The organism is Psychromonas algicola, from assembly GCF_004378355.1.
In the GTDB taxonomy this organism is placed as follows: domain Bacteria; phylum Pseudomonadota; class Gammaproteobacteria; order Enterobacterales; family Psychromonadaceae; genus Psychromonas.
The window spans coordinates 100,260-112,869 of record NZ_SNUB01000007.1; the positions used below are offsets into that span (position 1 = coordinate 100,260).

The 12,610-nt window shown below is 36.2% G+C and carries 13 protein-coding genes; 10 read left to right on the top strand and 3 right to left on the bottom strand.

The window, feature by feature from the left end; genetic code table 11:
• Positions 1-293 precede the first annotated feature (293 nt).
• On the top strand, positions 294-1,523 hold the full coding sequence (locus E2R67_RS05435; protein WP_134289909.1) for a Zn-dependent hydrolase: 1,230 nt from the start codon (positions 294-296) through the stop codon (positions 1,521-1,523).
• 70 nt (positions 1,524-1,593) lie between these two features.
• On the opposite strand, the gene E2R67_RS05440 is transcribed toward E2R67_RS05435, so the two are convergent.
• Positions 1,594-2,244, bottom strand: a complete 651-nt coding sequence (locus E2R67_RS05440) for a TetR/AcrR family transcriptional regulator (protein WP_134289910.1) — start codon at positions 2,242-2,244, stop codon at positions 1,594-1,596.
• A gap of 297 nt (positions 2,245-2,541) precedes the next feature.
• Between E2R67_RS05440 and E2R67_RS05445 the strand changes: the two genes are divergently transcribed.
• Positions 2,542-3,900 (top strand): NAD(P)-dependent oxidoreductase, encoded by a 1,359-nt coding sequence (locus E2R67_RS05445; protein ID WP_134289911.1) that lies wholly within the window; start codon positions 2,542-2,544, stop codon positions 3,898-3,900.
• Position 3,901: 1 nt separating this feature from the next.
• Entirely contained in the window at positions 3,902-5,176 is a 1,275-nt protein-coding gene (gene preA / locus E2R67_RS05450; RefSeq protein ID WP_134289912.1) for an NAD-dependent dihydropyrimidine dehydrogenase subunit PreA, read from the top strand.
• A 75-nt stretch (positions 5,177-5,251) separates the two neighbouring features.
• On the opposite strand, the gene E2R67_RS05455 is transcribed toward preA, so the two are convergent.
• On the bottom strand, positions 5,252-5,845 hold the full coding sequence (locus E2R67_RS05455; RefSeq protein WP_134289913.1) for a phosphoribosyltransferase: 594 nt from the start codon (positions 5,843-5,845) through the stop codon (positions 5,252-5,254).
• 118 nt (positions 5,846-5,963) lie between these two features.
• Here E2R67_RS05455 and E2R67_RS05460 point away from each other — a divergent pair, with 118 nt between their 5' ends.
• The 6 genes from E2R67_RS05460 (at position 5,964) to E2R67_RS05485 (ending at position 10,273) form a co-directional block, all read left to right on the top strand.
• Entirely contained in the window at positions 5,964-6,530 is a 567-nt protein-coding gene (locus E2R67_RS05460; protein WP_134289914.1) for a phosphoribosyltransferase, read from the top strand.
• A 766-nt stretch (positions 6,531-7,296) separates the two neighbouring features.
• On the top strand, positions 7,297-7,602 hold the full coding sequence (locus tag E2R67_RS05465) for an NIPSNAP family protein (protein WP_134289915.1): 306 nt from the start codon (positions 7,297-7,299) through the stop codon (positions 7,600-7,602).
• Positions 7,603-7,620: 18 nt separating this feature from the next.
• Positions 7,621-8,046, top strand: a complete 426-nt coding sequence (locus tag E2R67_RS05470) for a GNAT family N-acetyltransferase (RefSeq protein WP_134289916.1) — start codon at positions 7,621-7,623, stop codon at positions 8,044-8,046.
• Positions 8,047-8,240: 194 nt separating this feature from the next.
• Positions 8,241-9,122 (top strand): NAD(P)-dependent oxidoreductase, encoded by an 882-nt coding sequence (locus E2R67_RS05475; protein WP_134289917.1) that lies wholly within the window; start codon positions 8,241-8,243, stop codon positions 9,120-9,122.
• A gap of 235 nt (positions 9,123-9,357) precedes the next feature.
• The gene (locus E2R67_RS05480; protein WP_134289918.1) at positions 9,358-9,813 is read left to right on the top strand and encodes a hypothetical protein; all 456 of its coding nucleotides are present in this window, start codon (positions 9,358-9,360) and stop codon (positions 9,811-9,813) included.
• 31 nt (positions 9,814-9,844) lie between these two features.
• The gene (locus E2R67_RS05485) at positions 9,845-10,273 is read left to right on the top strand and encodes a hypothetical protein (RefSeq protein WP_134289919.1); all 429 of its coding nucleotides are present in this window, start codon (positions 9,845-9,847) and stop codon (positions 10,271-10,273) included.
• Between the two features lie 57 nt (positions 10,274-10,330).
• Here the strand turns inward: E2R67_RS05485 and E2R67_RS05490 are convergent, their stop codons facing one another.
• Positions 10,331-11,098, bottom strand: coding sequence for an FCD domain-containing protein (locus E2R67_RS05490; RefSeq protein WP_134289920.1), 768 nt, complete (start codon positions 11,096-11,098; stop codon positions 10,331-10,333).
• Between the two features lie 163 nt (positions 11,099-11,261).
• Between E2R67_RS05490 and E2R67_RS05495 the strand changes: the two genes are divergently transcribed.
• The gene (locus E2R67_RS05495) at positions 11,262-12,341 is read left to right on the top strand and encodes a class I mannose-6-phosphate isomerase (protein ID WP_134289921.1); all 1,080 of its coding nucleotides are present in this window, start codon (positions 11,262-11,264) and stop codon (positions 12,339-12,341) included.
• Positions 12,342-12,610: the final 269 nt, after the last annotated feature.

Here is a 12,610-nt window from a genome sequence, read left to right on the forward strand (position 1 = left end):
TCACTAGGCTTAAGGGTTGTTTGTTTTTTATTCACTATGTTATTTCAGTACTTAAAGAAGCGCATCCTGCTTTATTTTGGTGCATTGCTGTTACTTTGATGGGGCGTTTTGTTGATAAAGTCATTGCGCGATCGCTAGTTACTTTTTATACGATTCTCAAGAAGGTTATAAAATAAGGGGGAAAGTTGTATTTCATTAAATCTTGACCGATTGGTAAGGAAATTGCTTCGTTTGTTTAGCGTGTGGCGTATTTTACGCTGGAACAACTTATTCACCCTGAACTGGAGTTAATCATGAAAAGCTTAAAAGTAAATAGTGACCGCCTGTGGGATAGTTTAATGGAAATGGCAAAAATCGGAGCGACTGCAAAAGGCGGTTGTCGACGACTAGCCTTAACAGATTTAGATAAACAAGGCCGAGAATTATATATAAAATGGGCTGAAGAAGCTGGCTGTACAGTTAAGGTCGATCAAGTTGGGAATATCATGTGTACTCGTCCGGGCGAGGATATGAGTTTAGCGCCTGTAGGCACAGGTAGTCATCTTGATACACAACCTTCTGGTGGTAAGTTTGATGGTGTTTTTGGTGTGTTAGCCGGGTTAGAAGTGGTGCGTTCTCTTAATGATCATAATATTAAAACTAAACATCCAATTGAAATTTCTGTGTGGACTAATGAAGAAGGTTCTCGATTTGCGCCTGCAATGATGGGATCTGGTGTGGTTTCTGGCCGTTTTACATTACAAGAAATTTTAGACACAACCGATGTCGACGGAATTCGTTTAGGCGATGAACTTGAACGTATTGGTTTTGCTGGGACTCACCCTGTTAGAGAGCGAGACTTCCATGCTTTTTTTGAAGCGCATATTGAACAAGGGCCTTATTTAGAAGCCGAAGAAAAACAAATCGGTGTCGTGACTGGTGGACAAGGGCAGCGATGGTATAACGCAACGTTAACAGGACGTGAGTCCCATGCGGGTACTACACCAATGCATTTACGTAATGACGCATTAATCGCAAGTGCTCAGTTAACGTTAAAAGTCGAAGAGATTGCCAAAGCACATCCTCCAGGTTGTGGAACGGTTGGATTTATGCAAGTTTTACCTAATTCTCGTAATACTATCCCAGGTAATATAGAGATGAGTCTAGACTTACGTCATCCTATTGATGAAGAGTTAACTGCCATGGATACAGAGTTAAAAGCGGCGATTGCAGAAATTCAAGCACAAGGTGTTGATATTGCGTTAGACCCGTTCTGGTATTACGAGCCTATTCACTTTAATACTGACTGTGTTGATGCTGTGCGTCAGGCTACCGTTGATTTAGGTTACGAGCATATGGATATTATCGCGGGCGCAGGACATGATGCTTGTTATGTTGCTGATTTTGCTCCGACGAGTATGATTTTTACGCCTTGTTTAAATGGTATTAGTCATAATGAAATAGAAAGTACTACGCAGGAAGAATGTGAAGCGGGCAGTTCTGTATTACTGAATGCCATGCTTAAGATGGCTGAAAGCGTGTAGTGTTAGTTATTTTTTGATCTATATTGAAGAGGATAAGCAAGTGGTTGTTTATCCTCTTTTATTTTTAATATTAAACTAAATTTATTCCACAACCTTTTAAGACCAATCGAGAAATAAGCTCAAGTCCCGTCTCAAAGTCATTATCTCCTAATTCTTCTTTATCCATCAATAAACTACTTTGTAAAGCGTAATCTGAATAGGCTTGAGTAGAAGACCAAATCAAAAATAAAAGATGCTCAGGACTAATTGGATCCATCCACTTTTTAGCAATCCAATCATGGAATACTTGGCAAGTTTTAATAAATTGCGCTTTTAAATCCGTTTGTAATTGTTCTCGTAAATAAGGTGCTCCGTGAAGTATTTCTGCGGCAAAAATGCGAGAAGCATTAGGATGTTGTTTAGACTGCTTCATTTTTTGCAGAATATAACGAGGTAGTGCTTCATTAGGATGCTGCTCTGAGGTCATCTCATCCATGTGCTGCATCCAAAGCACCAATAACTGCGTTAATACTTCTTTATACAGGGTTTCTTTAGTTTTGAAGTAATACAATACGTTGGCTTTAGGTAAGCCCGCCTGTGAAGCTATCGCTGAAATGGTTGTGCTCGTATAACCTCGCTCTGCAAATAAGTTCTCCGCAGAGAGCAAAATTTGCTTCAAATTGTCTTTACGAATATCGGACATTTTACGACGTTTAGCGGTAGATGTTTGTATTTTGCTCATTATCTCTCTGCTCTTTTTATCTGCACTATTATGTAGCAACGGCCTTCTTGCGGTGCATTATTATTTCATAATTTCAATTTAATAGAAGATTTATCTGTTGCGGCAGAATAAAAAAAGACTTTTTTTGTGTGTTAAATGGTCATTTTTTCTATTTAAAAACAGTACTTTGAGAGTGGTTAATATTAATTATTATTTAAAATTCTGACCCCTCGGTCAGGTTTTGGTATGGGTTTTGCCTTTTTATTAGTAAGTTTGAGATGAAAAAGACATCTTATTATTTATAAATAGGGGGAATTCATGGTGACAAACACAGAAAAAGCCACAAGCTATTCACAACAACAATTAGCTTTAGACCAAATGTTTAAAGATATTAATCCTGCGTTAAGCGCTCGTCAGGCAGGTATTGAAAGTTCACGTTGTTATTATTGTTACGATGCACCGTGTATTAAAGCGTGTCCTTCAAAAATAAATATTCCTAGTTTTATAGCAAGTATTCATTCCGATGATCTAACTGGCGCCGCTAGAACTATCTACCAAGAAAATATTATGGGGGGGAGCTGTGCGCGTGTTTGTCCTACTGAAATTTTATGTGAACAAGCCTGTGTAAGAAATAAAGAAGAAGAGAAAGCGCCGGTAAAAATTGGATTGTTACAACGCCATGCGACTGATAATGCCACCTTTGAAGGGCATCCTTTTGAGCGCGCTGCCTCTACAGGCAAAAAGGTGGCTGTTGTTGGCGCTGGCCCTGCAGGTTTGAGTTGTGCTCATCGTTTAGCTTTATTAGGTAATGACGTTGAAGTCTTTGAAGCAGAAAGTAAAGCGGGTGGTTTAAACGAATACGGTATCGCTAAATATAAATTAACTGAAAATTTTGCTCAAAAAGAAGTGGATTTTATATTGAGCATTGGCGGTATTACGCTACATACAGATACCGCACTTGGTAAAGATATTACTTTAGAGCAATTAAAAAATGATTTCGATGCAGTGTTTTTAAGTATCGGCCTGCAAGATACTCAATCACTTCGTTTAGATAACGAAGATAATGCTGATGTGATTAATTCAGTGGAATACATTAAAGAATTACGTCAAGCCACTGACCTTGAACAACTGTCTATTCCAAAAGATAGTGCGGTTGTGATTGGCGCTGGTAATACTGCCATTGATATTGCTTGTCAGCTTAAACGCCTAGGTACAGAAGAAGTGACATTAGTTTATCGCCGTGGTGAAGAACAAATGAGCGCGACTAAACACGAACAGCAAATTGCTAAAGATCATCAAGTGAGAATTAAAACTTGGAGCCGACCTGAGCAAATTCATACTGATGAAAATGGCAAATTAACCGGTATGAGTTTTCGTAAAACTTATCTAGAAAATGGAAAGCTTGAAGATAAAGCTGAGCAATTTGATATTGACTGTAGTGCTATTTTTAAAGCCGTAGGTCAAAAGCTTAACTACCCAGAAGCAGAACAACTGATCCCAACAATTAGTAATGGAAAAATTGCAACATTTCATAATCAATTAACCAGTATTGATGGTGTTTTTGCTGGTGGTGATTGCACAGGTGTTGGACAAGATTTAACCGTTGAAGCTGTTCAACAAGGAAAATTAGCTGCATTAGCTATCCAACAACAACTTAACTCTTCAGAGGTGAAATAATATGGCTGATTTATCAATAGAATTTGCAGGTATCAAATCTCCTAATCCTTTTTGGTTGGCTTCTGCGCCACCAACAGACAAAGCTTATAATGTTGAACGTGCTTTTGAAGCAGGTTGGGGGGGAGTGGTTTGGAAAACGCTAGGTGAAGATCCTGCTGCGGTTAATGTGTCTTCTCGTTATTCTGCTCTTTATGATCATAACGGTGATGTATCTGGTTTTAATAATATCGAGTTGATTACAGATCGAAGCTTAGAAATTAATCTTCAAGAAATTACAATGGTTAAAAAGAAATGGCCTGATCGCGCCATGATTGTTTCTTTAATGATGCCCTGCGAAGAAGAGATCTGGAAAGATATACTCGAAAAAGTAGAAAAAACAGGAGCTGATGGGATAGAGCTTAATTTTGGTTGTCCGCATGGGATGCCTGAACGTGGAATGGGCGCAGCAGTGGGGCAAGTACCGGAATATGTTGAAATGGTCACTCGCTGGTGTAAAACTTATAGTTCGTTACCTGTTATTGTTAAATTGACGCCTAATATTACCGATATTCGTTTTGCAGCAAGAGCCGCTAAAAAAGGTGGGGCTGATGCCGTTTCGCTAATTAACACCATTAACTCAATAACAGGTATTGACCTTGACCAAATGGCTGCTCGTCCAATCGTTGATGGTAAAAGTACTCACGGTGGTTATTGTGGGCCAGCGGTAAAACCTATTGCTCTGAATATGGTTGCGGAAATTGCACGTGATCCTGAAACGACTGGTTTACCTATTTCTGGTATAGGTGGTATTGGTAATTGGCATGATGCAGCCGAGTTTATGGCGTTAGGATCTGGCTGTGTGCAAGTTTGTACTGCTGCTATGATCTATGGTTTTGATATCGTTAAAGAAATGAAAATTGGTCTATCAAACTGGATGGACACTAAAGGTTATAAGAAAATTACCGATTTCCAAGGAATGGCGGTTCCAAATACGACCGATTGGAAATACTTAAATATGAATTACAAAGTGATCGCTGAGATTGACCAAGATAAATGTATTGGTTGTGGGCGTTGTTATAGTAGTTGTGAAGATACTTCTCACCAAGCTATTGAGCTGACTTCACTTGCAGATGGCACTAATAGTTTTGAAGTGATTGATGACGAGTGTGTGGGTTGTAATTTATGTGAAATTACTTGCCCGGTAGATAATTGTATTACCATGGTAAAACAACCTGCGGAACAACCGTATATGAATTGGACTGAAGACCCTCGAAACCCGCATCGAGAAGTGTCTTAATTTTTTATTGTTTATATAAAAAAGGGGCTGGTGATTATATCACTGGCCCCTTTATCGTTTATTCAATAACAAGTATTAGCTTTTGATAAATAAAGCTGGATCAATTGAATGGTAGGCAAATGATTTATGCTGCTGAATTTCTTCTAATGACAAACCTTGAAGTTCATAAGGGAAAACAACCCAATCATCAGTTTCATTAACAAAATAATCTGGACCTTGGCCTTCGATTAATGACGCTTTTTTCCATACGGTTGCAACGCGCACGTCTGCTGGCATATTACGTTTAAGTCTATGCGTTAACTCTTTAATAACAGCATCCGCATTCTTACCTGAACGATACATATCATCAACTATCAGTAACTTGTCATCAGCATTGAGCTTTTTCACAAGATAAGTAAGGCCATGAACATTAATAGGTTGTTCGCCATCAGTTTTGTGGTGGTAGCTATCAAAACCACCATAAGAAGTACGGATTGAAATATGATCTGTTTCTACGCCTAATGTTTGTAAGCACTCTTGTACATAAATACCGACAGAGCTGCCTCCGCGCCATAAACCAACAATAAAAGTTGGTTTAAAATCGCTCGCCATAATTTGCGTTGCTAATTGAAAAGACTCTTCAATTAATGTGTCTTCATCTAAAAAGATTTTTTCACTGTATTTAGCCAAGAAATTACCAACTTTATATGTTAGATTTGTGGGGGTTTTAATCAAAAAATTAGAACATAAACGAGATTTATATTCAATCTTTAGTCACGCTATCTTTGATATTTTACTTGGAACTCAAATGGCAGAAAAACAATATTTAACCGCTCAATCACTTCTAGAAGACTCTTATGCTTTAGCGCGTAGTATTTTAGACAGCCAATTTAAACCTACTTTTATTGTTGCTGTTTGGCGTGGTGGAGCTCCGATAGGTATTGCCGTTCAAGAGTTCCTCGCTGTTCATGGTGTACATTCCGATCATATCGCTATTCGTACTTCCTCTTATGCTGCGGCTATCGATCAACAACAAAAAGAAGTTAGAGTACATGGCTTGAACTATTTAGTTAAAAACCTTCAGCACCATGATAAATTGTTATTGGTTGATGATGTGTTTGATACTGGCCGCTCCATTGAAGCCATTATTTTAGAGCTACAAAGAAAAACTCGTTTAAATATGCCTGAAGATGTAAGAGTGGCTGTTCCTTATTACAAGCCTTCTCGTAACTTAACGGATCGCGTTCCTGACTATTACCTTCATGAAACAGAAGCTTGGTTGAAGTATCCTCATTCGTTAGAAGGTTTATCTGCTGAAGAAATTGCGAAACAGCGTCCGCGCTTATTTGAAATTATCAAAGATTTTTTTACCTGAAGAAAAAGGCTCTTGATTCAGCCATAAGACTAAGCTCAACGTGAATATACTATCGTTGGGCTTAACGAAAACCCCATCTTTATTCCTTTCTAAAGCTTTATTGCTAGATACGTTTCATCTCGATATTTTTTGATCAAAATAACTGTTTTACTACCTATCTATTTTTCTTTGATCTAAATTAATAAAGTACCTTTTTAATTTCCTATCTATTTAGTTAAATCTTAGTTAAAAATCTTAGCTATCCTATTTTTTTGTAATTTTATTACGTAATTTGTTGTTTTGGGTCACTGTTTTTCATGTTTTTTGTTCACTATTTATTCTTCTGCTAAAATTTAATTTGTTTTTTGTACATAAAATAATTGATCTAAAGTGTGATCTGCGTTACATTAAATTTGTCCACTGGGACATTGATTAATAAATTATTAACAAAAGGATACTATTATGAATACATTATTTTTTAACGGAACATTAAGCTTTTCAGTATTAGGTAAATACGATACAGAAAGAACTAAAACCGACTCTTACTTCTACGGTAAATAATGAAAATGCGCTTGGTTAAGGAAAACCAAACTTCGACAATTAATAGCAAGCGGGAGAATTTAGCTCCCGCTTTTTTTTAAATAAAATTTAATAAAATCACTTAAATTTTTCAGTTATTCCTATCAAAATCTAATTATCTTTTAACAATTTATTTGTAGAGTGTTGATTAATAGCAATTATTTGTTATTGTCATTGTTATCGTAGATTTGTAAATAAGGTATTTATTTTGGTTACTTGTTATTTAAATTATGTTGTTGATCCGTACAAGCTTGAAGAGTTCGAGCATTACGCAAAACTTTGGATTCCACTCGTGAATAAATTTGGCGGCCAACATCACGGTTATTTTTTGCCATCAGAAGGTGTCAATAATAAAGCCTTGGCTTTGTTTACTTTCCCAAGTTTAGCGGCTTACGAACAATACAGAAATGATTCTCTGCTTGATGCTGAATGTATTGCTGCGTTTAAATATGCAGAAGATACACAATGCATTGTGAGCTATGAACGCAGTTTCTTTCGTCCTGTGTTTGAGTAAAATAAGTCGATTGAAATAATGATATTAGAGACTGCAAAATATCAACACGCTCCTGAAATTGTACTTTTAATGAATGAACTTGGTTATCAATGCTCATTAGATTTAATTGAAAGTAAACTTAAGTTTATTACTCGTTCGGATTTCGACCAAGTATTCGTAGCCATTATTGATGATGAGGTTGTAGGCCTTATCAGTTGCCATGTCACAACTTTATTTCATGCTGCTGGAAAATCTGGAAGGATCACAAGTTTGGTGGTGAGTTCCGGTGCACGCAGAAAAGGAGTAGGCGAGGCTTTATTACATAAAGCTGATAATTACTTTCTAAAGAAAGAGTGTGTGAAAGTAGAAGTGACAAGTAGCGAACACAGAAAAGAAGCGCATAAATTTTATAAAGCAATGGGGTATTTACAAGAATCTACACGTTTTATTAAATCATATAATTAAAAGTTTAATTTCACTATCTTGTAATACAATTCATTACTGTCTAATTGCGTATTTATGATCTGTTATAGATCAAAATACTCGCATCTAACGACAATTCCAGCCTGCAAAGATTGATTAAATAGGCGCAGACGTATATCCTTCGTCCCTAGAAAAACACACCAATATAAACATACTTAAATACTCAGGAGTTAGAAATGACTAAACCAGTAATCGGTTTCATCGGTCTTGGCCTTATGGGCGGCAACATGGTAGAAAACCTACAAACACGTGGCTACCAAGTAAATGTTATGGACCTTAACCAAGACGCAGTTGATGCTGTACTTGCTCGTGGTAATGCAACTCAATTCACTTCTGCTAAAGAATTAGCTGCTGCATCTGATGTTGTTGAATTTTGTCTTACAACTTCAGCTGTTGTTGAAAAAATTGTTCACGGTGAAGACGGTGTTTTAGCTGGTATCAAGAAAGGCGCTACACTTATCGATTTCGGTACGTCTATCCCTGCTTCTACTATCAAAATCGGTGCTGCACTAGCTGAGAAAGGCTGTGGCATGATCGATGCTCCTCTAGGTCGTACTCCTGCACACGCTAAAGATGGTTTATTAAACATCATGGCTGCTGGTGATATCGATACGTTCAACAAAGTTAAACCTCTTTTAGAAGAGCAAGGCGAAAACGTATTCCACCTAGGTAAATTAGGTGCTGGTCACACAACTAAGTTAATCAATAACTTTATTGGTATGACTACTGTTACTGCTATGTCTCAAGCATTTGCTGTTGCAAAAGCTGCAGGTGTTGACGGTCAGCAATTATTCGACATTATGTCAGCTGGTCCATCTAACTCACCATTCATGCAATTCACTAAATTCTACGCTGTAGACGGCGAAGAAAAATTAGGTTTCTCTGTAGCAAATGCTAACAAAGATTTAGGTTACTTCTTACAAATGGTTTCTGACCTAGGTACTGAGTCTCCAATTGCTGAAGGTACTTCTAAAGCACTACAAGCTGGCGTTGATGCTGGTCTTGGTCAAAATGACGTGCCAAAAATCTTCGATTACTTTACTGGTTTAAAAAAGTAATTTAATAAGATTATGAATAACTTGCTCTTCCTCGGTGAAGAGCAACTTAATAAAGGGTTTTATTGGTAACAATAAAACCCTTTAAATTTTTTAAGGCATTCCTAATTTTTCAAAGCTCTCCTATCTAGTCATACCCCTCTGATAAAAAATACAAAGCAATTTCATTATCTTTAAAATATAATTAATTTTTTATTTTGCCCTTAGCGTTTTTACCTATTTTTAAAGGAAAACTAAATTGAAATATATCAAATCATTTTGTCTGATGACCTTATTAGTGCTTAGCTTGCCATTAAAAGCAGACACTGTGTCTGATGACTTTATTAACAACTCATTACTAGGCGATCACGACTTTACACTCCAATGGTTGGATAATTTCAACAAAGGCAATAAAGGCGAAATAGAATTTGTCCGTATTGATGGTGACATTGTAGTTAATGGCTATCAAGATGAGTTGATAGGAACGGATTTTAATTATATGGATTTTACAGGTAAAGTGACTTTTATTAGTGAGCGAGAGTTAAGAATAGAAGGGGATTTACTGACTAAAATTAATCATATTAATAATGGTGCAGAACTTCGTCGAAGTGGAGAATTTATTTTTAAAGCACATGGTAAACGTCAATATTGGCGCTTACAAAATAAAAGAGAACATGAAGTGATGGATTATGTAGATATTCATTTTAAAAAGTAATTGATCTTTCATATTTTATGTTGGAGTTATTGTGCGTCTATTAGTTATTACATTGTTATTTAATATTGTTACGGCCAACGCTACTGAGTATGAATTATTTGATGCGAAGGTATCTGTCGATGGGCTTTGTTATATCAGTATTAATAAGGCAGATAAAAATATTGTTATTCAGCCTAATTTTTCTGAATTAGGACAATGTCGTTTAGTGACACATGCGCATACTAATATATTGAATATAGAATACATTGCGGGCTCTTATTTGTTCTTTATAGAAAATAATATTGATAGCAATAATATTAATAATAGTCATTGTAACTCTGAATATACTGCTATTGGGATTTCACAAGAATTAGCTGTTTATACAACTAGCTTAATTAAAAAAAGTGGAAGCTGTTATCAAGATAAAGAACTTGTATCTTTTGAGTATTTTTCAAATAAATTAACTGTATTAGAAAATTAGAAAGGGGGTCTAATTATAAATAAATTTTAAGGTTTCCATTTATACTTTTTTTAATAATTAAAATTTAGCGACGACTGGATTAGAGTTAAATAAGAATCCATCGAATTGAGGATCATCTACATCGGATAACTCAAGGAGCGTTTGTTTTACATTTTCTAGATGCTGCCACATTGCTTCTTTTGCTGCAGAAGGGGAGCGTCTTTGTAATGCAGAGAGTATTTTCTCATGATCTTCTAACCATTTTTTTCGATAATCTTGATCTTTGATTCGAGAATGTAATTGACGCCACATAGAGCTACTTTGACGGCGATCCCATAACTCCTTGACCATATCAACTAGTACGCTGTTTTGAGTCGCTTCAGCAATCGCCATATGAAACATTTGGTCTCCATCATAATCTGAATCTTCATTCTCTAAATGTTGGTATTCCATTTGTAATGCTTTGCGTAAACGGGATATATCATTTTTAGTGACCTGCATTGCCGCAAACTCTGCAACATGGCTTTCTAGCAGTTGACGCGCCTGTAGCATTTCAAATGGACCGACATCTGAGTTTTCGTTAGCGCTTGTATCCGCTTCTGGATCTTGACTAGGTTGATTAATCAGATAAACACCAGAGCCTTTTCTTACTTCAACTAGATTTTGTAGTTCGAGCATGATCAGCGCTTCTCGCACAACAGCTCTACTTACTTGTGATTGTTCTGCGATTTCCCTTTCAGGAGGAAGTCGATCACCTACAACAAATTCACCACTGAGAATGCGGTCTATTAAACCTTGTCCAATTTCTTGGTATAGACGTTTTCTGGGAGTGGCAGCTGCGTTCATAATTTTCTTCTATTAAGTAGTCTTATTACGAAGAATAACACTTATGGGGGACAGGTCAATTTTTTGGTTAACCAATTTTGTAAATAGGTGATTCTTGGTTAACCATTTGCTGTATGATGCATAGATAAATTAAATTTGTCAGCGTTAATCTGGAGAGCCTAATATGAATTATAAAGAGCAGTTAATTACATTTTCACCGAATAGAGTATGGCGCTCTTATGTTGGCGGTAAAACTCTCGATTATTTACAGAAAGCTGAAAACCCATCGGACTCTCATTTTCCTGAAGAATGGATTGCTTCAACGGTTCAAGCTGTTAATCCTGGAAGAGAAAATTATATTGAAGGTATTTCTAAAGCACTTTTTGAGTCCAAAGAAACTGACTTTGCTGAATTGGTTAAATCAGATCCTAACTATTTTTTAGGTCCTAAACATGCGGAAAAATATGCAGCTAATACAATGGTATTGGTTAAGTATTTAGATTCTTCTGTTAGGTTACACTTTCAAGCGCATCCAACGGCTGAGTTTGCTAAGAAAAACTTAAACTCAAATTCAGGCAAAGCTGAGGCTTATTATATTTTAGATATTAGGGAAGATATCGTAGAGCCTTATATTTATTTAGGCTTTCAGAATCCGCCTACGCGTGAAGACTTTAAAGAAATGATCGAAACACAAGATATGGACAAAATCGAATCTTGTTTTAAGAAAATTCCAGTTCAACCCAATGATTGTTTTTATATTCCCGGTGGCATGCCGCATGCTATTGGTGAAGGTATTTTAATGATTGAAGTGATGGAACCTTCGGATTGGGCTGTTAGGTTTGAATTTGAAAAGTCTGGTTATACACTGCCTGAAGAAGCTCGCTTTATGAAAAGAGGCTTGGACTTCTGCTTAGACGTTTTCGATTATACTGAATATACACCTGAATACATCAAAGAAAATTTCCAACAAAAACCTAAAAAAATGAAAGAGTATAACGCTTTATCATTTAAAGAAGCTTTGGTTGATAGTAATGCAACGGATAGATTTAGAATATGTCGTTCAACGATTAATGGAACGGTTAAAAAAGTAGAAAATGAATTTTTTATTGGCATTGTATCCAAAGGTTGTTGTTCTGTTGAAACGAAATCTGGTCGTGTTGAACTAAAACAATACGATACTTTTTTCTGCCCATATGGACTTGAAGAATTTACTATCGTCTCCGCTGATGGAGCCGAAATTGTAGAATGTTACCCGCCTTTATAAAGCCTTTTTAGTTTGATTTCTTATACCAATTGTATTAAATAACTGATCTAAATTTTGCGCTGGAAAAATAGCTTAGTTTGAGGCGTAAGTTGATGTAAATGGTTGTTCCCTTTACGAAACTTACAACGAGAAAATAAGTTATTTTAACAAGTAAAATAGATCAGTTACTTATATGATTGGTATTAAACCCGCCACAACAATAAATGATTGATGTGGCGGCCTTTTTGTTACAAATATAATTATTGGTTATTTAAATTAAACTTATTATT

What these genes read in the sequence shown, in the direction of transcription:
- E2R67_RS05435 (WP_134289909.1), top strand. Translation starts at nt 294, where the DNA reads ATGAAAAGCTTAAAAGTAAATAGTGACCGCCTGTGGGATAGTTTAATG.
- E2R67_RS05440 (WP_134289910.1), bottom strand. Translation starts at nt 2,244, where the DNA reads ATGAGCAAAATACAAACATCTACCGCTAAACGTCGTAAAATGTCCGAT.
- E2R67_RS05445 (WP_134289911.1), top strand. Translation starts at nt 2,542, where the DNA reads ATGGTGACAAACACAGAAAAAGCCACAAGCTATTCACAACAACAATTA.
- preA (WP_134289912.1), top strand. Translation starts at nt 3,902, where the DNA reads ATGGCTGATTTATCAATAGAATTTGCAGGTATCAAATCTCCTAATCCT.
- E2R67_RS05460 (WP_134289914.1), top strand. Translation starts at nt 5,964, where the DNA reads ATGGCAGAAAAACAATATTTAACCGCTCAATCACTTCTAGAAGACTCT.
- E2R67_RS05470 (WP_134289916.1), top strand. Translation starts at nt 7,621, where the DNA reads ATGATATTAGAGACTGCAAAATATCAACACGCTCCTGAAATTGTACTT.
- E2R67_RS05475 (WP_134289917.1), top strand. Translation starts at nt 8,241, where the DNA reads ATGACTAAACCAGTAATCGGTTTCATCGGTCTTGGCCTTATGGGCGGC.
- E2R67_RS05490 (WP_134289920.1), bottom strand. Translation starts at nt 11,098, where the DNA reads ATGAACGCAGCTGCCACTCCCAGAAAACGTCTATACCAAGAAATTGGA.
- E2R67_RS05495 (WP_134289921.1), top strand. Translation starts at nt 11,262, where the DNA reads ATGAATTATAAAGAGCAGTTAATTACATTTTCACCGAATAGAGTATGG.